Source organism: Mesorhizobium sp. M8A.F.Ca.ET.208.01.1.1 (assembly GCF_004791315.1).
Taxonomy (GTDB): Bacteria; Pseudomonadota; Alphaproteobacteria; order Rhizobiales; family Rhizobiaceae; genus Mesorhizobium.
The window spans coordinates 49091-68323 of sequence record NZ_SRUT01000014.1 but is presented as its reverse complement, the minus strand read 5'-3'; the positions used below and the strand labels follow the sequence as shown (position 1 = coordinate 68323).

At 65.3% G+C, this 19233-nt stretch carries 20 protein-coding genes; 12 read left to right on the top strand and 8 right to left on the bottom strand.

The window, feature by feature from the left end; translation table 11 throughout:
- Window positions 1-208: 208 nt before the first annotated feature.
- Window positions 209-1090 (bottom strand): aldo/keto reductase family oxidoreductase, encoded by an 882-nt coding sequence (locus EN851_RS32655; RefSeq protein WP_135930900.1) that lies wholly within the window; start codon window positions 1088-1090, stop codon window positions 209-211.
- A gap of 93 nt (window positions 1091-1183) precedes the next feature.
- On the opposite strand from EN851_RS32655, the gene EN851_RS32650 reads away from it, so the two are divergent.
- A complete protein-coding gene (locus EN851_RS32650) occupies window positions 1184-2089 on the top strand; it encodes a LysR family transcriptional regulator (RefSeq protein ID WP_127278836.1) in 906 nt (301 codons plus the stop codon).
- A gap of 160 nt (window positions 2090-2249) precedes the next feature.
- The gene (locus EN851_RS32645) at window positions 2250-4166 is read left to right on the top strand and encodes a diguanylate cyclase (protein WP_135930899.1); all 1917 of its coding nucleotides are present in this window, start codon (window positions 2250-2252) and stop codon (window positions 4164-4166) included.
- Between the two features lie 98 nt (window positions 4167-4264).
- Here the strand turns inward: EN851_RS32645 and EN851_RS32640 are convergent, their stop codons facing one another.
- Window positions 4265-4486 (bottom strand): hypothetical protein, encoded by a 222-nt coding sequence (locus EN851_RS32640; protein WP_135930898.1) that lies wholly within the window; start codon window positions 4484-4486, stop codon window positions 4265-4267.
- A gap of 113 nt (window positions 4487-4599) precedes the next feature.
- Window positions 4600-4827 (bottom strand): polymerase, encoded by a 228-nt coding sequence (locus EN851_RS32635; protein WP_127278833.1) that lies wholly within the window; start codon window positions 4825-4827, stop codon window positions 4600-4602.
- Window positions 4828-5386: 559 nt separating this feature from the next.
- Between EN851_RS32635 and EN851_RS32630 the strand changes: the two genes are divergently transcribed.
- Window positions 5387-5683 (top strand): DUF1236 domain-containing protein, encoded by a 297-nt coding sequence (locus EN851_RS32630; RefSeq protein WP_135882563.1) that lies wholly within the window; start codon window positions 5387-5389, stop codon window positions 5681-5683.
- 61 nt (window positions 5684-5744) lie between these two features.
- Here the strand turns inward: EN851_RS32630 and EN851_RS32625 are convergent, their stop codons facing one another.
- Entirely contained in the window at window positions 5745-6188 is a 444-nt protein-coding gene (locus EN851_RS32625; protein WP_135930897.1) for a cytidine deaminase, read from the bottom strand.
- A gap of 81 nt (window positions 6189-6269) precedes the next feature.
- The gene (locus tag EN851_RS32620; protein WP_135930896.1) at window positions 6270-7649 is read right to left on the bottom strand and encodes a sodium:solute symporter family protein; all 1380 of its coding nucleotides are present in this window, start codon (window positions 7647-7649) and stop codon (window positions 6270-6272) included.
- Between the two features lie 167 nt (window positions 7650-7816).
- On the opposite strand from EN851_RS32620, the gene EN851_RS32615 reads away from it, so the two are divergent.
- Both EN851_RS32615 and EN851_RS32610 read left to right on the top strand, forming a co-directional pair.
- Window positions 7817-9031 (top strand): adenosylhomocysteinase, encoded by a 1215-nt coding sequence (locus EN851_RS32615; RefSeq protein ID WP_135930895.1) that lies wholly within the window; start codon window positions 7817-7819, stop codon window positions 9029-9031.
- Window positions 9032-9079: 48 nt separating this feature from the next.
- Window positions 9080-9850: an IclR family transcriptional regulator gene (locus EN851_RS32610; RefSeq protein WP_135930894.1), complete on the top strand. Its 771-nt coding sequence runs from the start codon at window positions 9080-9082 to the stop codon at window positions 9848-9850.
- Window positions 9851-9955: 105 nt separating this feature from the next.
- Here EN851_RS32610 and EN851_RS32605 read toward each other — a convergent pair whose 3' ends face one another.
- Window positions 9956-10435 carry a DUF2127 domain-containing protein gene (locus EN851_RS32605; protein ID WP_127278847.1) on the bottom strand — a complete coding sequence of 160 codons (480 nt, stop codon included), beginning with the start codon at window positions 10433-10435 and terminating at the stop codon, window positions 9956-9958.
- Between the two features lie 46 nt (window positions 10436-10481).
- On the opposite strand from EN851_RS32605, the gene EN851_RS32600 reads away from it, so the two are divergent.
- Both EN851_RS32600 and EN851_RS32595 read left to right on the top strand, forming a co-directional pair.
- Complete coding sequence (locus tag EN851_RS32600) at window positions 10482-11024, top strand: phosphatase PAP2 family protein (RefSeq protein WP_135930893.1); 543 nt, start codon at window positions 10482-10484, stop codon at window positions 11022-11024.
- Window positions 11025-11145: 121 nt separating this feature from the next.
- Window positions 11146-11598 (top strand): SRPBCC domain-containing protein, encoded by a 453-nt coding sequence (locus EN851_RS32595; RefSeq protein WP_135930892.1) that lies wholly within the window; start codon window positions 11146-11148, stop codon window positions 11596-11598.
- Window positions 11599-11696: 98 nt separating this feature from the next.
- Here the strand turns inward: EN851_RS32595 and EN851_RS32590 are convergent, their stop codons facing one another.
- Window positions 11697-12563 (bottom strand): helix-turn-helix transcriptional regulator, encoded by an 867-nt coding sequence (locus EN851_RS32590; RefSeq protein ID WP_245520865.1) that lies wholly within the window; start codon window positions 12561-12563, stop codon window positions 11697-11699.
- 87 nt (window positions 12564-12650) lie between these two features.
- Between EN851_RS32590 and EN851_RS32585 the strand changes: the two genes are divergently transcribed.
- Window positions 12651-13535, top strand: coding sequence for an SDR family oxidoreductase (locus tag EN851_RS32585; protein WP_135930890.1), 885 nt, complete (start codon window positions 12651-12653; stop codon window positions 13533-13535).
- Window positions 13536-13800: 265 nt separating this feature from the next.
- Here EN851_RS32585 and EN851_RS32575 read toward each other — a convergent pair whose 3' ends face one another.
- Window positions 13801-14499 (bottom strand): RibD family protein, encoded by a 699-nt coding sequence (locus EN851_RS32575; protein ID WP_135930889.1) that lies wholly within the window; start codon window positions 14497-14499, stop codon window positions 13801-13803.
- Window positions 14500-14637: 138 nt separating this feature from the next.
- Between EN851_RS32575 and EN851_RS32570 the strand changes: the two genes are divergently transcribed.
- The 4 genes from EN851_RS32570 to EN851_RS32550 all read left to right on the top strand — a co-directional run bounded on the left by EN851_RS32570 (window position 14638) and on the right by EN851_RS32550 (window position 19227).
- Window positions 14638-15198: a dienelactone hydrolase family protein gene (locus tag EN851_RS32570; protein WP_135930888.1), complete on the top strand. Its 561-nt coding sequence runs from the start codon at window positions 14638-14640 to the stop codon at window positions 15196-15198.
- Between the two features lie 266 nt (window positions 15199-15464).
- Window positions 15465-16412, top strand: a complete 948-nt coding sequence (locus tag EN851_RS32565; RefSeq protein WP_135930887.1) for a substrate-binding domain-containing protein — start codon at window positions 15465-15467, stop codon at window positions 16410-16412.
- Window positions 16413-16630: 218 nt separating this feature from the next.
- The gene (locus EN851_RS32555) at window positions 16631-18214 is read left to right on the top strand and encodes a sugar ABC transporter ATP-binding protein (protein ID WP_135930886.1); all 1584 of its coding nucleotides are present in this window, start codon (window positions 16631-16633) and stop codon (window positions 18212-18214) included.
- Complete coding sequence (locus tag EN851_RS32550; protein ID WP_127278997.1) at window positions 18211-19227, top strand: ABC transporter permease; 1017 nt, start codon at window positions 18211-18213, stop codon at window positions 19225-19227. The genes EN851_RS32555 and EN851_RS32550 overlap by 4 nt, the downstream gene beginning before the upstream one ends.
- Window positions 19228-19233: the final 6 nt, after the last annotated feature.

Genomic DNA, 19233 nt, shown 5'->3' with positions numbered 1-19233 from the left:
TTGAGCCGTCGCCAGATCGGCATGAGCTTCATGAAGACGATGAGCAGGCGGGGCATGCCCACCGATTTGAGGAAGGCACTTACGGCGTCGCCGCGCAGGCCTTCGGCGACGGCTGCCTGCCGTACCTCGTCAACGAGCTTCCTGAAACCGCGAGAGATGGCGCTCGCCGGGATGGAGATTTCCACCCGGCAAGCGTGGCGTTGGAAGCTCAGGCGGCTGCCTTCTCGGCCGCGATGCCGTTCAGGATCTGGATCGCATCCGCCGGCAGGTCCAGTTCGGCCGCCGCCAGGTTCTCCCTGAGATGCTCGACCGACGAGGTACCGGGAATGAGCAGGATGTTGGGCGCGCGGCGCAACAGCCAGGCGAGCGCCACCTGCATGGGTGTCGCGCCGAGCTTTTGCGCGACGTCGGCAAGCGTGCTCGACTGCAGCGGCGTGAAACCGCCGAGCGGGAAGAACGGCACATAGGCGATGCCGTCGGCGGCAAGCTCGTCGATCAGCGCGTCATCCTCGCGGTGGGCGATATTGTATTGGTTCTGCACGCAGACGATGTCGACCATGCCGCGCCCCTGCGCGATCTGTTTGCGGGTGACGTTGCTCAGGCCGATATGGCGCACAAGCCCCTGGCGCTGCAGTTCGGCGAGCGTGTCGAGCTGCGGCTCGAGCGACCCTTCGGCGGGTCCGTGGATGCCATGCATGGAGCGCAGGTTCACCACCTCGATCACGTCCAGTCCGAGATTACGCAGATTGTCGTGCACGGCCTGCGTCAACTCCTGGGGCGACATTGCGGGGATCCACGATGCATCCGCGCCGCGCCGGGCACTGATCTTGGTGACGATGGTGAGGTTGGCGGGGTAGGGGTGCAGCGCCTCGCGGATGATCTGGTTGGTGACGTGGGGACCGTAGAAATCCGATGTGTCGATGTGGTCGACGCCGCTGGCTATGGCCTCGCGCAACACGGCGCGGGCTGCCTCGCGGTCCTTCGGCGGACCGAAGACGCCCGGGCCGGCCAGTTGCATGGCGCCGTAGCCGAGGCGCTTCACGGTGCGGTCGCCGAGCTTGAAGCTTCCGGCCTTGCTGATGTCGGTCATGGTGTCGTCTCCTTTGGATCAGCCAGATATAGACAAGGCGCGCCTGCACGATAATATGGTGCAATCGGCACGGCCTGTGCGGAAAGGCGAACAATGGCGGCAAATCTCGGCGACCTCCAGGCATTCATGGCGGTGGCGCGCGCCGGCGGCTTTCGCGAGGCGGCCCGGGTGGGCGGCGTCAGCGCCTCCAGCCTCTCGGAGACGGTGCGGCGGCTGGAGAGCGAACTCGGCGTGCGGCTTCTCAACCGCACCACGCGCAGCGTGGCGCCGACCGAGGCCGGCGCGCGCCTGCTCGAACGGCTCGGTCCCGCGCTCGGCGAGGTCGAGGCGGCGCTCGACGTGGTCAATGGCTTTCGCGGCCGGCCGGCCGGCACGCTGCGGCTCAACGTGCCTGTCGTGGCGGCGAAACTGGTGCTGCCGCGCCTGTTGCCGCCCTTCCTCGCCGCCTATCCCGACATTCGCCTGGAAGTGACCGCCGAGGACAGTTTCGTCGACATACTGGCGAGCGGCTGCGACGCCGGCATCCGCTATGACGAGCGGCTGGAGCAGGACATGATCGCCGTGCCGATCGGCCCGCGCCGCCAGCGCTTCGCCACCGCCGCTGCGACGGCCTATCTCGACCGGCGCGGCCGGCCCGAGCACCCGCGCGACCTGCTTGATCACGCCTGCCTGCGCGGACGCTTCGCCAGCGGCTTCACGCCGCCCTGGGAGTTCGAACGCGACGGCGAGGAGGTGAGCGTCGAGCCGACCGGCCCGCTGCTGGTCAGCACCGGCACCGCAATGGCGCTCGCGCTCGAGGTGGCCGTCGCCGGCGGCGGCATTGTCAGTCTGTTCGAGGACTGGCTGCATCCCTATTTCGACGATGGCAGGCTGGAGCCGGTGCTGGAGCCCTGGTGGCAGGAATTTTCAGGCCCGTACCTCTACTATCCCGGCCGCCGCCTGACGCCGGCACCGCTGCGCGCGTTCATCGACTTTGTCGCTGGGATGCGGTGGGACTGATCCCGGACCGAAATCGTGCCGCACATCGCGCCGGCCTTTTCGGCCTGTCGCCACGATTGCTTTCGACCAAAGGACAAATCCCCGATGTAACACTTTGTTGTCATTGAGGGCCTATCGAGGAGGCGATACGGCGAAAGCCCGGTAAAAGGAAAGGCGCGCGATGGGTTCGCCCTGGTCCGAATTGCTGGCCAATCTCGCGGTCGTCGCGATGTTCGTTTCGGTCTGGATCCACACCCATGTGTGGCTGGATCGCTGGCCGGCCGCCGCGAAGGCAGCGGCCTTCGGCCTGCTGATGGGCGCCGGCGCCATCGTCCTGATGCTGACACCCATGCAGTTGCAGCCGGGCGTGTTCGCCGATCTCAGGGCGACGATGATTGCCGTTGCCGGCTTCTTCGGCGGTCCTGTCGCCGGCATCGTCGCCGGGCTCATGGCCGGTGCCTTCCGGACTTTCGAGGGCGGCATCGGCGCCTTCGCCGGCGCCGTGGGCATCGCGGCCGCCATGCTGGTTGGCGTTGCCGGCAACCTTGCCCTGAAGGGCCGCCGCGCCACCATGATCGACATCATGATCCTTGGCGCGGCCGCCGCGGCGGCGTCACTGCTTGGCCTCAGCGTGCTGCCGCGGGATGTCCTGCAGATGGTGCTGCCGAAGGTGGCGCTGCCGTCCTCCCTGCTCATCTTCGTCTCGGTGGTGCTGTCGGGGCTGACGCTCTACCAGGAGCGGCGTCGCCTCGAAGCGCTGCAGTCCCGGCGCATCTACAAGGCCGTGGTGGAGACGCTGCCCGATTGCCTCAACGTCAAGGATCTCGACGGGCGGTTCATCGCGGCCAATCCGGCGACGGCGGAACTGATGCATGCGGCCGATGCCAAGGCGCTGATCGGCAAGACGGATTTCGACTTCTTTCCGCGTGAAACGGCGCAGGGCTTCCGCCAGGACGAGCTTGCCGTGCTGGCCTCGGGCGCCTCGTCCACCATCGAACAGCGCCTTCACCACGAGGACGGCACCGATGGCTGGCTGGCGACCTTGAAGGCGCCCTTTCGGGATCGGAGCGGAGCCATCATCGGCCTGATCACGCACAATCGCGACATCACCGTTCGCAAGCAGCTTGAGAACGAGCTGGCGGAAAGCCAGGCAAGGCTCGGAGACGCCCTGACGCACATGGCCGACGGCCTGGTGATGTTCGATCCGGACGGCAGGCTGGTGCTGTGCAACGCCCGGTACCGCGCCATGTTTCCGAAGACGGCGGACATGAGGGTGCCGGGTGCCGATTACCGCGACATCCTGCGCGCCTCGGCGGAGCGCGGCGAAGGGACCACGCCGCCGGACGCGGTCGAAGACTGGATCGCCGGCATCATGGCCGCGCAGAAGCTCGTCAGTCACCGCCAGGTCCAGCTTGCCGACGGGCGCTGGCTCGATGTGCGCACCCGGCCGACTGGCGATGGCGGCAGCCTCAGCGTGTTTTCCGACATCACCGAGGCCAAGCAGGTCGAGGCCGAACTGATGGCCGCCAATGAGAAGCTGAACCTTCTGGCGCACCGTGACGGCCTGACCGAACTGTTGACGCGGCGCGCCTTCGACGAAGCGCTGGCGCGCGAATTCGCCCGCGCCAGCCGCAACGCAATGCCGCTCAGTCTGCTCATCATCGACGTCGATTGGTTCAAGCGGTTCAACGACTATTACGGCCATCCGGCGGGCGATGAATGCCTGCGCGTCGTCAGCCGCTGCATCGAGGCGGCAGCCCGCCGGCCGGCGGACGCGGCCGCCCGCTATGGCGGCGAGGAGTTCGCGCTCATCCTGCCGGAGACCGATGCGCGGGGCGCCTTCGTCATCGCCGAAAACCTCAGGAGCAAGGTGCGCGACCTCGCTCTTGGGCATGCCGGCAGCGAAAAAGGCATCGTTACCGTCAGCATCGGTGTCGGCACCTTCGATGCCGGCGGCGCCGCCATGGAGATCGCCGATCTTTTGAATCGTGCGGACGAGGCGCTCTACGGCGCCAAGGCCGCGGGGCGGGACCGAGTGCATGGATGGCGTCCTCACCTCAGCGACCAACGCGCGACCGGTTCGCGGCGCAAGACTTGAGTCTTCCTAGGCCTAGGGCCGGGCTGCCGGGTAGAATCCGAGGGTGAACTGGCGATTGCCTGAATGAGGATTCGGCGGGCGCCTCTCTCTCAGTTGCTTCAACCGTTGTGGCCTGAATCCATGCTTACGGGATCGAGCTTCACAAGCCGAGCTTTCGCCTCGCCGACGCGTTGTTGCGCGGATCGTATCCTGTCGCAAAGCCTCAGATTGATACCGACGCCACAGTCCTCGTCCAGCATCGCGTTTGCACGTTCCAGGGCAAGTTTCGCTCGGTTGAGGCGCTGCCTCGCCCGGGCCAGTTCCAAGGTCAGAAGTTCCATTACTCCGCTTCCGTGGTTGCGGTCCCTTCCACTGGGAAACCCTCGCCGATTGGTTTGGTTCCGGGCTGTTCGGGCGCGGCTGCATTCGCTGGCGCGCATGCCCATGATGCCCGTCAGGACGGCCTCGGACGGGCAATGCTGGTGTCGAAAGTGCCTGGGAGGACAGGGGCGCCACCGCGGCCGGTCGACGATGTCGTCATCGTGTCAACCGGCACAATGATGACCATGCGAGCGTGCTGCTCCGGCCATAATGGCTTTCCGAAAAGGAAGAAGGTGCTGGCGAGAAAACAAACCAGCAAGAGGATGGCCAAGGTGTTGGCGATGATGTCACCAAGTTGCATTTTCCCTCTCCTCCAAATCACGCATCGACAATCGTGAACGGGCATCAGCGGATGCCGAGCCCTCCGCCAAAGCAGGCGGGGCTGTCCTTCTCGAAGCGGGCTGCTACCAGCTCGACGTGAAGGTGACGAGCAATGCGGGGATCAACGCCGATAACGGGACCGCCATCAGCAGCACCATCTCGATAAGACGGGTTTCCTTGTCGCCGAACATCACAACCTCCTCCCGTCTCGGCCCGATGCCGGGGAATTCAGGGTTCGCTCACCAACTGGACGCAGTGAGCGAACCCTATTGGCGCAGGAAGGGACGTAGCTGCGCCAATTCGCTAAAAACATGGGGCTGCTTGCTGATATCAGTCAGCTGCCTGCACGGAGCGACAACGAGTGCGAAAGGCGACCGTTCCCGGCGGGAGCGGCGGCAGGACCATTGCGTTCTTGAATGGGACCTAAGTCCGAGGTTGGCCCGACCGAAGCCCGACCGGGGAACGTTCATCCGTGCCTGAAGTTCGATCCTCAGCGCGGCGACAATCCTGTGCTGTGCCGATTTCAAATGGAGGAATTCATGAACAAGAATCTTGCCGCCGTAGCCGCGGTTCTGTTGCTCGCGGGTGTCGGCGCAGCCGCCGCCGAAGACGTCATCATCCAGCCCGAGCAGGAAACGGTGATCAAGGAATACGTGAAGAAGCAGCCGCTGGCTTCGGTGAAGGTTCCCGGCGTCGAACTCAGCCTCGGCACGGCTCTGCCCGACACGGTCGAGCTTCACGAAGTCCCCAATGTCAAATATCGCTACACCGTGATCGACAACCAGACGGTGATCGTGGATCCGGGCACCCACAAGATCATCAAGATCATCCAGTAACAACGCCCGGCCCGCCGCCGGGCTGGTGGCGGGCCGGCTGCAAAGCGGGTTGCCCGCGCAATCAGAACTTGCGCGGGTCGATACCCTTGGTGCCCGGCCCGTAAGGGCTTGGATAAATCTCGCCGATGGTCATGAGTTCGATTTCGCCGTCGAGTGTCGAGCCGATGATCCTGACCCCGGGATCATCGCAGCAGAACTCCCAGATCACCTGCCGGCATTCGGCGCATGGCACGCCGGAATAGGGGCCGTGGCAGACGATTGCCTCGATCTGGCGCTCGCCGGCGGCGGCCATCTGCATCACAGCGTTACGCTCGGCGTGCACCGATTGCTGCAACGTGACGACCTCGACGTTGCAGGCGGAAAACAGCCGGCCCGACGCGGTGCGCACGGCCGAGCCGACCTTGTGGTTGGAATAGGGCGTGTAAGCCTTGTCGCGGGCCTGCGCGGCGGCCGTGACGAGCGCCTGATCGGTGCTCGAAAGTCTGTCGAAGCTGGTCTTCAGCATTGGTCTCTCCGCATCGGGGCTCCATCCCGCATTGATTCAGGATGGAATTCTAACTCGTTGCTTCTTCTTGATCTTCCGTGCTCACGCGGGTTGCCGTTCCGATCGCATCAAGAGCCCCGCGACGAAGGGGACGACCGAGAGGATGAAGCCGATCAGCGAGGCTGGAATGCCGCCGGGTTCGCCCATCAGCACCAGGATCGCGGTCGAGCCGGCGCCGACGACGATGGTCGCGAGCATCGACCACGACGGAATGCGCCAGCCGAAAGTGGCCGACAGCACCGGCAACAGCAGGCCCGGCACATAGACCGAGAATCCGAGCATCAGGATGGTGACGATGCCGGGTACCGACAGCGCCACGACCAGCGCCGCCAGGCCGAGCACGAGCAGCAGGATGCGGCTGGTCCACAGCCTTTCCTTGTCGCTGGCGCCGGGCCGCAACCGCGAGATCACGTCGCGCTGCAAGGTGGTGGCGGTGATCAGCAGCGTGGTGCTCGCCGTCGACATCGCCACCGCCAGGAAGGCGGCGACCAGGACCCCGATGACGCCGTGCGGCAGAAGCTGCACCATCAGGTCGGGCATGGCGTTGACCGGGTTGGCATCGGCCGGCAGCAGCGCCTTGGCGGCGACGCCGAGGAAGGTGAGGATGACGCCGAACACCGCCATGATGACGAAGCCGTTGATCAGGCCCTTGCGCGCGGTGTCCGGCGAATTGGCCGAGAAGACGCGCTGGAAGCCGATCGTGTCGATGAAGCCGGCGGGCAGCAGCAGGAACCAGACGAACAGCGTCGCCGGCGGCACGTTGGCGAACAGATCGTAGAAGCCGGGAATGTCCTTCGTCGCCTCATAGATATGCTGCACGCCGGGCCCGAAGATGACGAACAGCGGCGCCACCACGCCGATGACGATGAGGAAGATGACGGCCTGCAGCACGTCGGTCGCCACCACGGCGAGGAAGCCGCCGAGCATGGTGTAGACGATGACGACCAGGAAGGCGACGATGGCGCCGGTCTTCGGGTCCATGCCCGAGAACAGGGTGAACACCATGGAGATGCCGAAGACCTGCGCCGCCGCCCAGGCAAGGTAGTTCCAGCTGGTGACCAGCGAGGCGGCGACGCGCACGGAAGCCGGATAATCCTGCGCGACGATGTCCGGTGTCGTCACATGCATGCGCTGGCGCACGATTTTCGCCAGGAAGATGCCCATCAGCAAAAGGCCGATCGGGAAGGTGTACCACCACCATGCGCCCGCTATGCCATAGCGCACCACCATTTCGGGTGTGCCGAACAGGCCGGCAAGCCCGGTCCATGAGGCGAAGGCCGAGATGGTCAGCCAGAGCGGCCCCATGCGCCGGCCGGCGACGATGTAATCTTCTTCGGTCTTGATCGAGCGGGCGAAATACAGCCCGATGCCCGTGACCGCCACGAGATAGACGGCGACGATCGCTATATCCAGATTTCCCATTCTGTACCCCTTCCCATGCAAAGCCGATGACGCGCGCCAGTTTCTGGAGCGCCGCACTGTCCTGTCGGTTGCCCTCTTCGCGGGGCTTGACGACCCTCTACAATATTTGTCACATGCAAAAAACTTTTTTGCAAGTGCTGAATCTGGATCGCGATCGGAGACTTCGAATGACCCAAGCCCATACCAATCCGGCTGATGCCAATCCGGCTGACACCGAACTGGTCGAGCGCGGCCGCGCCCGGATTGCCTGGATCCGTTCGCGGATGGCGCTGCTGGCCGGCCTGCGCGAGGAATTCCGGCGGACGCGGCCTTTCGCCGGCCGGCGCATCGGGGTCTCCCTGCATGTAGAACCCAAGACCGCTGTGCTGCTCGAAGTGCTGGCCGACGGTGGCGCCGGGATCGTCGGCACCGGCAATCACGGCTCGACGCAGGACGATGTCGTCGCCTTCCTGCAAAGCCGGGGCATCGGCATGTTCGGCCGCCGTGCCGATACGCTGGCCGATCATCACGCCAATCTGGCGCGGGTGCTGGACGCCAAGCCCGACATGCTGCTCGACAATGGCGCCGATCTTGCCGCCGGCATCGTCGAGCGGGGCAGGGCGGCATCGATCCTGGGCGGTACCGAGGAGACGACATCGGGCGGCGACCGGCTGCGTGGCGAGCTGGCCGGCAAGGTGCCGTTCCCCTCCATCGTCATCAATGACAGCCCACTGAAGGCGATCGGCGAGAACAAGCACGCGGTCGGCCAATCGGTGGTGGAAAGTTTCATGCGCATCACCAATCTGATGATCCCCGGCCGCCGCTTCTGCGTCATCGGCTATGGCTGGTGCGGGCGCGGCATCGCGCAATATCTGCGAGCGCTGGGCGGACGCGTCGCCATCGTCGAGATCGACGAGATCAAGGCGCTGGAGGCGGCGCTCGACGGCTACCGCGTGGCGCCGCTCGCCGACCTGGCGCCATGGGCGGAAGTGTTCATCACCGCCACCGGCCGCGCCGGCGCGCTGCCGGCGGCGGCGATTTCGCAAACGCGGGATGGCGCGGTGCTGGCCAATTCCGGGCATTTTCCGTGGGAGATCGACACTGAGGGTCTCGCTCCCATGACCAGCGTCGTCACCGATCTGGACGGCGCTCTACGGCGTCTCGATCTCGCCAATGGGCGGCATGTCATCCTCGTCGCCGAGGGACGCATGTTCAACCTTGCCGGAATCGAGCCGAAGGGCAATTCGATCGAGTCCATGGATATCGGCTTCATGCTGCAGGCACTGTCGCTTGAGCGTGTAGCCAAGGGCGCAGGGTTGGCGGCGGGCGCGCAGCCGGTGCCCGACGACATCAACCGGCGCATCGCCCGGTTGATGACGGCTTCGATGGGAGCCGCCTTGTAGCTATAGTAGGCCCATGATTCTAGGCTGGTCCGAGAAGGATTATGGGGCATGGCTGGCAAGACCGCGGAAGCGCCGGACTATTCGGTTCCGGCCCTGGAAAAGGCATTCGACATCATCGAACTGCTGGCCGAGCAGAAGGACGGGCTGAACCAGGGCCAGATTTCCGAAGCGGTCGGACGCTCGATCCATCAGATCTACCGCGTGCTGCAGGCGCTGGAGCGGCGCGGCTACATCTTCCGCGACCGCCCGGCCGGGCCGTATTTCCTGTCGCCGCGCCTGTTCGAACTGGCGCACCGGCACGAGCCGCTGCGCGGCCTCGTCCAGGCGGCGCTGCCTTCGATGCGGCGGCTGTCCGACGCCATCCAGCAATCCTGCAACCTCGGCGTCCACAATGCCGGCAGGGTGCTGATCCTGGCGCAGGTGGAAAGTCCGGCGGCGTTCGGCTTCCGCGTGCGCGTCGGCGCCGAGTTTCCGCTGTTCGGCACCGCGACCGGGCGCACGCTGATGGCGTTCCAGCCGCAGGACAGAGTCAATCAATGGCTGCAAGCCTCCGGCATTGCTGACGAAAAGGGCGGTGTGCGTGAGGCGCTTGCCGGCATTCGCGCCGCCGGCCACGAAGAGGTGGCGGACGGGCTGCAGCCGGGCGTCATCGATCTTGCCTTCCCGGTCATCGGGCCGTTCGGCCATTCGGTCGCGGCACTCACCGTGCCCTATGTGGCGACCACCTACAGCATGCTCGACCTTGCCACCGTGCGCCGCCATGCCGCGCAAGCGGCGCACGAGATCGCCCTCGTGCTGGCGCCCGAGCCCTCTCAATAACGACGGCAACCGCAGGGACGGACAGGCCGCCGCCGTGGTGTGTGATGATGCCTCGCTGTCCTCCACGGAGGATCTTGCAAGCGTGGTGTCGCGAACGACGCCCCCCTAACGGCTTGCCACCTTGTGGCGCAGAACGAGGCGGTATTCGTGCCAGATCAGCCAGATGACGACGAGGTCGAATATGGTGAGCACGATCAGCCCCGCGGAGCGGGTATAGCTGAAGCGGTAGAGCTGGTAGACGATAAACAGCAGCAAGGCGACCAGCGAGGCCGGATAGGCCCACAGCTTCCCCCTCAGCAGCCCCGCCACCAGGGCAATCTTGATGAGGCCATGGCTGAGAAGGTAAAATGCGTAGAAATGCTGCGTGCCGACGGAGAAATGGTTCGCCGCGTCCATCAGATGGCCGGCGATGAAATCATGCGGGTCCTCGACCAGTTCTTCCTGCGTCAGCCTGTTCACCAGCGACACGATGGTGCTGGTGCTGACAAAGGCGAGCAGCAGGCCGCCGACGCATTCGATGAGCGCATGTGCGCCCTTAAGCAGCAGGCTGACTTCGAAAATCTGGTGGACACGCTGCTCGTTCATGGCTCTCCTGCCATTTGGTGTGGCGGCTCGACGGTAAGGTGAATTGATGGACGTGACGACTACACATTGGATCAATTCGGCGGCGGGAATAAGCCCGGCGCTGGATCTGATCATGATCTCGGTGACGAAATTCGGTGTCCCGCTCCTGATCGCCTGCGTGGTGCTGCAATGGTGGAGCAGGACGGACCGGACCCACGTCCGCCATGCCGCGATCGCGGCCGGATTGTCTTTCCTGATCGGACTTGGCGCCAACCAGATCATCCTGCTTTTCGTGCATCGTGTGCGTCCCTGCGACGCCGGTGTGACCCACCTCGTCATTCCCGCCAGCGCCGACTGGTCGTTCCCCTCGGATCACGCGACGGCGGCTTTCGCCATCGTTGCCGCATTCGCCCTGCAGGCGCTTCCTGGACGCGCGCTGATCTTCGGAGCCATGGCGGTGCTGATCTGCTGGTCGAGGCTGTTTGTGGGCACCCATTACGTCACGGATGTGCTTGGCGGTGCCTTGACCGGCATTGCCGCGGCGGTGCTCGTCCGCGTCCTCTACCGTGAGGATTCGCGGCTCGACCGGCTGGCGACAAGTATCCTGTGATGGAAATCGGTCGTCGAACAGGCCTTGCGTGCAATCCTGCCGGGGCAAGTTCGGAAAGACCGGTCCATAATGTTGCCCGGCGTGGTTCCGGTCGCGTCGCTGCAGCAATGTCGCTGCATTCGTGACCGGTTCCCTCGACACCACGCCGATCGTCAAGGCCATCGCCATCGATGCCGACCCGGCCAAGGTCTGGCGGGTGCTGACGACGCCGGCGCTGATTGCGCAATGGATGTCCGACGAAGAACTGGATGTCAGGCTCGAGGTTCAAGCCGGCGGCGCGATCGTGATACGCGGCGTGCTGCATGGCATGCCGTTCGAGAGCCACGGCGCGGTCCGGGCCTTCGAGCCGGACAAGAGTTTCGCCTACAGCTATTGGAGCACGCTGTCGGCCTCGCGGCTGGCTGATATGCCGGAAAACCACACGATGGTCAGCTTCGTGCTCGCGCCGGCGGATCAGGGAACGCTGCTGACCTTGACGCTGAGCGGCTTCGCCGAACCGTCGATCCGTCCGCATGCCAGTCTTTACTGGGGGCCGACCTTGCGGATCCTGAAGGCGATGTGCGAACGCCCCTAGAGCCGTTCCGCATTTCACGGAATCGCCGAACGGCTCTAACTCTTTGTTTTTACGCAATCCCGAACGGAAAACCGTTTCACACTTTTCCTGGAATTGCTCTAAGGCGTGGTGGGCTTCATCGACGGGTCCGTCGCCTCTCGCTCCTTGCGGCGCCGGGCGAGGTCGCGGATGCGGTCGGCGACCTTGCTGTCCACCGGGTTGTAGACGGTCAAGCTGAGGTCCGGCCGGCCATCGACCGCGAAGGCCGAATATTCGAGCTCGATGTCGCCAAGCTCGGGATGCTTCAGGCGCTTGGTCCCGTCGCCATGGGCGAGCACGTCGTTCTCCCGCCACAGGGCGGCGAATTCGGGGCTGGCGCCGCACAATTCCTCCACCAGTTGGGCGACCTCGGACACCGCGCCGGCGCGCGCCGCGTCGGCCCGGAACGCGCCGACGACGAAACGGGCAAGGTTCTCCCAATCGTGCTGCTTGGCGCGGATGGCGGGGCTCAGGAACATGAAGCGCAGGATATTGCGCTGGCCGTGGGGCAAGGTGCTGTAGTCGGTCATTACGACTTGCGCGGCGCTGTTCCAGGCGACGACATCCCAGGTCGCCGTCTTGATCAGGGCAGGGCTTGCCTCGAGCGTGTCGATCAGGCGCTGCAGCCTGGGGCTGACGCCATCGGCGCGGAGGTAGCGGACCTCGGGCGGGCGCCCCAGCCCCAGCATGAAAAGATGTTCGCGCTCGGCCTCGGTCAGCAGCAGGCCCTTGGCGATGCGGTTCAGCACGTCGGCCGAGGGTGCGCCGCCGCGGCCCTGTTCCAGCCATGTGTACCAGGTCGGGCTGATGTTGGCGCGCTGGGCGACCTCTTCGCGGCGCAGCCCAGGCGTGCGCCTGCGCCCGGAGAAGCCGAACGACGAGGGGTCGAGCCGGGTGCGCCGGTCTTTCAGGAACGCAGCGAGCGAGCCGTTGGAGGCGTTGGGCATCCTGTTAGCCATTATACCATGATAAGATCACTACTTTAATGGAATAATAGAGCAGCGATATTACGCAGGCAACCCAGGAGATTTTGCATGCGTATCTTTCTCACCGGCGCGACCGGCTTCATCGGTTCGGCGCTCGTTCCCGAACTTCTTCGGGCCGGCCATCAGGTGGTCGGCGTCACCCGTTCCGAGGCGGGCGCGCAGGCGTTGGCAGCCGCCGGCGCCGAGGTGTATAGGGGGACCCTCGAGGATCCGAAAGGCTTGCGTGACGGCGCGGCCAAGGCGGAAGCGGTGATCCACACCGCGTTCGACCATGATTTCTCGCGGTTTGTCGAGAACTGCGAAAAGGACAGCCATGTCATCGCCGCGCTTGGCGAGGCGCTCGCCGGCTCCGACCGGCCGCTGGTGATCACGTCGGGCGTCGGCATGGGCAGCCCCGGCCATGGCCAACTGGCGGTCGAGGATGTCTTCAACGCCGGTCACGCGAATCCCCGCATCGCCTCGGAACTCGCCGGCAATGCCTTGTTGGAGGCCGGCATCAATCTTTCGGTACTGCGCCTGCCGCAGGTGCATGACACGAGGAAGCAAGGCCTCATCTCGCCGCTCATCGAGATCGCGCGCCAGAAGGGCGTTTCGGCCTATGTCGGCGAAGGCCGCAATCGCTTTTCGGCGGGCCATGTGCTCGACGCGGCGCGCCTCTACCGGCTGGCGGTGGAAAAGCGGCAACCCGGCGCGCGCTATCACGCCGTCGGCGAGGAAGGCGTCGAGGTGCGCGCGATCGCCGAGGCGCTCGGCCGGGGCCTGAACCTGCCGGTCGTTTCGATCGCGCCGGAAAAGGCGGCGGAGCATTTCGGCTGGATGGCGATGTTCGCTCCCATGGACCTGCCGGCCTCCAGCGCGCTGACCCAGGCACGGCTCGGCTGGCATCCGACCGGCCCGACGCTGATCGCCGATCTCGACGCCATGCGATACTGATGGGTGGTAGCAACGTTCGGAAGTGGCCGAGGCTTCTAAACTTCGTCATCCCAGGGCGCAGCAGGAGCGAAGCTCCGTCGCGGAGACCCTGGGATCCATTCCGTGACCTGGGCCGAAGAGCGCAGCGGAGCAGAATTCTTCACTGTGGCGGGGCTCAGGAGTCCCGGCATGGATCCTCGGGTCTGCGCTGCGTCGCTACGCTCCTTGCTCCGCCCGTGGATGACGAAACGATGGAGGCATGCAGTCCAAAAACGCAAGCACGAGATCAGCCAGCGCTGACAGCATAGCGCAAGTGAACAAGCCCGTGCGCCAGTGCTTCGCAACTCGTCAGCGACAGTTGCATCTTGCCCGCCAGGCCGGCCTCGCCGAACTCGACAACGCCCTGGTTCGCCGCCCGCGCATCGAGCGCGGGGGCGACCAGCAGGCTCAACTCATCGACCAGCCCCGCAGCGAAGAAGGAGCCGTTGATGCCGGCGCCGCCTTCGAGCAGCAGCCGACGGATGCCGAGTTCGCGCCCGAGCACGTCGAGCATCGCGGCGAGATCGATGTCGGCCGTTTCCGAAACGATATAGGACACGCCGTCGGCGGCGAGTTCGGCCAGGTGGCTGTCCTCGACATCACGCCCGAGCAGCACGAAGACATGATCGCCGCCGATGTCGGGCTTGGCAAAGTGCAGCTTGCCGGAGGCATCGAGCGCCAAGGCATAGCTGCCCGCGTCGCGCCGCGCGAAATGATGCGGCCGCTCGACCTTGCCCACATGCGCCGGCGGGTGCGCGCCGGCCTTGCTCATCTCGGCCATGGTGACGCGGCCGACGATCCAGGCGTCGCCTTCGAGGTCGTTGTGGATCTGTTCATAGAGGCCAGACCATTCGGCCCGGCTGCCGTCGGGGCTTTCGGTATAGCGGCTCGGATGAAGGCCGCCGTCGAGCGAGGCAAGCATATGGCAGATGATGTGCGGCTTCATATGGGTGTCTCCGTTTGTCGGCGTTGGCCAGTCCAAAGGTAATGCCGGGTCGGAAAAATGGAAGCCGACGTGGCGTGCCTTGAGGCTCCAAGCCCCGGCAGGTAGCATGACGGGATTTCAGCGACCCGGGACCGGCGCATGGCGAACATGATCCTGTTTCACTCGGTTCTTGGCCTGCGCCGGAACGAACGTGATCTTGCGGAGCGCTTCCGCGCCAGCGGCCATGCCGTCACGCTGCCAGATCTTTATCAGGGTGCGGCGACGGACGATCTCGATGAAGGATTCGCAATCAAGGCACGGATCGGTTGGGACGCCATCTGCCTAAAGGCGCGGGAGGCTTTGGCCTCGACGCCGGGCGATGCGGTGCTGGCCGGCATCTCGATGGGCGCCGGCGTGGTGGCGGAATTCTGGGCGTCGCGTCCGCTGGCCGCGGGTGTCCTGCTGTTGCATGGTTTGGCGACCTTGCCTGCGAACACGCGCCCGGGCCTGCCGGTTCAACTACATGTCGCGGACACCGATCCACTTTTCCCCGAGCCGGATGTCCGCGCCTGGCAGGAAAGCGCGGAGGCAGCGAGAGCGGATGTGCAGGTCTTCCGCTATCCAAACTCGGGACACTATTTTTCCGACCCGGCACTGCCCGACTATAATGGAACGGCCGCCGCGCAACTTTGGAGCCGCACTTTGACGTTCCTGACATAGAAGAGCCTTCAGGCCCCAAGAATCCAAAATTCAGACAATTCCGACAAGTCGCTGTCCGGCTCTGTTATATCGATGTTGCACAAACGGTTGACCCTGGGTTAGCATCCTCTTGTTGACGCCGATCGGAGGAGTTTTGGCGGCGGTCAGCTGGAGCGGCATGCGTTCTTGGCGCAAGGAGGATGCTCCAACACTTTAACCGGCGCATGATCCTTCCTGAAACCGGTCCCGGTTTTTAGGGACAGTGCGCTTCTGTGGAGGAGGAACCCATGAACAGACGCGAATTCCTGATGACGTCCGTGGCCGCGGGCGCCATGATGCTGGCCGCACGCTCGGCTTTCGCCGAGGACAAACTCACCATTCTCGGCTCGGTGCCCAGTCTCGGCTTTCCGTTCTTCGTGCACATGCTGAACGAGATCAAGGCCGAAGCGCAGGCGCAAGGCGTCAACCTGACCGAGAGCGACGGCCAGAACTCGGCCACCAAGCAGACCGCCGACATCGAGGCAGCCCTGGTGCAGAAGGTCAACGCCATCGTCATCTCGCCGCTCGACGTCAACGCGCTGGCGCCAGCCATCGAGGAAGCGGTCAAGGCCGGCGTTCCCGTGGTGACGATCGACCGCCGCGTCGACGGTGTCCAGGGCATCCTTGCCCATGTCGGCGCCGACAATGTGAAGGGCGGCGAGGCGGAAGCGAGCGCCGTGGTGGCGGCATTCCCCAATGGCGCCAAGCTGTTCCACCTGCAGGGCCAGCCGGGCGCGGGTCCCGCGATCGACCGCAACAAGGGCGTGCACAATGTGCTCGATCCGCTGAAGGACAAGTACCAGATCATCTATGAGCAGACCGCCAACTTCGCCCGCGCCGAGGCGCTGACGGTGACGGAAGCCGGCCTTGCCGCCAACGGCAAGCCGGACGCCATCATCTGCGCCAATGACGACATGGCGCTGGGCGCGCTCGAAGCGTGCGCCGCGCGCAACTACAGCGACGTCAAGATCTACGGCTTCGACGCGCTGCCCGAAGCGCTGGTCGCCGTGCGCGATGGCAAGCTCGCCGGCACGGTCGAACAGTTCCCCGGCAAGCAGTCGCGCACCGCCGTGCAGATCGCGGTCGCCTACGCCAAGGACAAGACCGAGCCGAAGGAGAAGCTGGTGCTTTTGACGCCCATCGTCATCGGCAAGGATAATTTGGATAAGGCGGAGCGGCTGAACGAGACGAAGTAGGCTGGATTGGTGAGGCCGGTGGGGCACGCCCCCCTCTGGCCTGCCGGCCATCTCCCCCACGAGGGGGGAGATCAGCAGCTTCTTCGACCGCGCCTCTCTTGCAACGTTTGAGATTGGCGAAAGCCTTTACGACATCCAATCTCCCCCCTCGTGGGGGAGATGTCCGGTAGGACAGAGGGGGGCGTGCCCCGCTGCCTGCCGCAATCCGGGAGCCATCCTTGCCAGCTGAAGCCGCATCCCCCGTCCTGCTTGCCGTCGAAGGCGTCACCAAGCATTTCGCCGGCGTCACCGCGCTGAACGAGGTTTCGCTCGATGTCCATCCCGGCGAAATCCTCGGCCTGCTTGGCGAAAACGGCGCGGGAAAATCGACGCTGTTGAAAATCCTGTCCGGCGTCATGCCGCCTTCTAGCGGCCGCATCATTTTCGATGGCGCCGACTACGCGCCATCCAGCCCGCAGGACGCCAAGCGGCTGGGCATCGTCACCATCTACCAGGAGCTCAGCCTGATCCCGACGCTGACCGTGGCGGAGAACATCTTCATCGGCCGCGCGCCGACCGGGCCGCTTGGCCTGGTGAGCTGGCGCAGGATGGAGCAGGATTCCCGCGCCATCATTGCCCGCGTCGGTCTCTCCATCGACCCGATGACGCCGGTGTCGGCGCTGTCGGTGGCCGAACAGCAACTGGTCGAGATCGCCCGCGCACTGTCGCTGAAAAGCCGGCTGATCATCATGGACGAACCGACCTCGGCGCTGACCGAGACCGAGGTGCAGCGGCTGCTGTCGATCATGGACCGGCTGCGCAAGGACAAGGTCGCCATCATGTTCGTCACCCACCGGCTGGAGGAGGCATCCGCAATTTGCGACCGCATGACGGTGCTGCGCGACGGCAGGCTGGCGGGGCATCTCGAGCGTCAGGGCGGGCCGATCAAGCTGCCCGCCATCATCGAGAAGATGGTCGGCCGCGCCGCTTCCGAACTTTACGCGCGGCCCGCCCAACGCGCGGTGGCCGGCGATGTGGTGCTGTCCGTGCGGGGCTTGCGCACCGTGCGCGACCCCGAGGCGCCGCATGCCATCGTGCTCGACGGCGTCGACATCGACCTCAAGGCCGGCGAGATCCTCGGCGTTGCCGGGCTCGTCGGCTCGGGCCGCACGGAGCTCGCCCGCGCCATTTTCGGCGCCGACCGCATCGCGGCGGGCACGATCACGCTCGACGGCAAGGAAATAGCACCCGCATCGCCGGCCGACGCCATCAAGCTCGGCATCGGCCTGGTGCCGGAGGACCGCAAACACCAGGCGATCTTCGCCGCGCTGGGCATCCTGCCGAATTTCTCCGTCGCCTCGCTTGGGCGCTTCAGCAACGGCTTCGGCTTCATGGCCGAGCGGCGCGAGCGCGACGCGCTGTCGGGTTTCCGCAAAATGCTGTCGATCCGCATGGCTTCGGCCGAACAGGCGATCGAGGGCCTGTCGGGCGGCAACCAGCAGAAGGTGATCCTGGCGCGCTGGCTGGCGCGCGACCCGAAGGTGCTGATCGTCGACGAGCCGACGCGCGGCGTCGATGTCGGCGCCAAGGCGGAGGTGCACCAGATCCTGGTGCAACTGGCAGCGCGGGGCATCGCGGTGATGATGATCTCGTCCGAACTGCCCGAGGTGCTGGCGGTGTCGGACCGCATCGTCACCATGCGCAAGGGGCGCATCACCGGGCAGATGCCAGGCGTCGAGGCAAACGAGGAAAGACTGATGGAATTGATGGCGCTCGACAGGCAGGATACGCCGGCACAGGACGCGGGGGGACAGGCACGATGAGCATCGCCGAGGAACAGAACCAGCGCGGTGGCGTGACGATCGCGCGGCTTTTGATGAGCTTCGGGCCGCTGCTGTTCCTGGCCGCCCTCGTCGTCGTCTTCACCGTGCTGAAGCCGAGCTTCATCGACCCGATCAACCTGTTCAACATCACGCGCCAGATCTCGATCACCGGGCTGATCGCGCTCGGCATGACCTTCGTCATCCTCACCGCCGGCATCGATCTTTCGGTCGGCTCGCTGCTCGCCTTCTGCGGCATGGTGGCGGCCGTGGTCGCCAAGGGCGGCACCGCTAATACGCTGTCGCTGTCGACATCAGGCACGCAAGGCTATGGCTGGTTCGCGGCGCTGCTGGCCGCCGTCGTGGTCGGCGCTCTCGCCGGCGGCGTGCAGGGGTTCGCCATCACGAGGCTGAAAGTGCCGCCCTTCGTCGTCACGCTGGGCGGGCTGACGGTGTTTCGCGGGCTGACGCTGACCATCTCCAATGGCGGCCCGATCTCCGGCTTCGATGCCTCAATGCGCTGGTTCGGCACAGGGCTGATCGGCCCGGTGCCGGTGCCGGCGCTGATCTTCGCCATCGCCGCCATATTGTGCCACATCGTGCTGCGCTACACCCGCTATGGCCGTGCCGTCTACGCCGTCGGCGGCAATGCCGAAGCGGCACGGCTGTCGGGCCTGCGCGTCGACCGCATCCTGGTCTCGGTCTATGTCATCGTCGGCTTCTTCGCCGGGCTTGCCGCCTTCGTGCTGTCGGCCAGGTTGAATTCTTCCGAAGCGGTCGCCGGCATCGGCTACGAGCTGACGGTGATCTCGGCCGTCGTCATCGGCGGCACCTCGCTGTTCGGCGGCATCGGCTCGGTCGGCGGCACGGTGGTGGGGGCTGCCCTGATCGGCGTGCTGCAGAACGGGCTGCAGTTCAACAACGTGTCGTCCTACACGCAAAGCATCGTCATCGGCCTGATCCTGATCCTGGCGGTGGCGTTCGATCGCTGGCTGAAGTCGCGGGTGAGGCGGTAAGGGTGC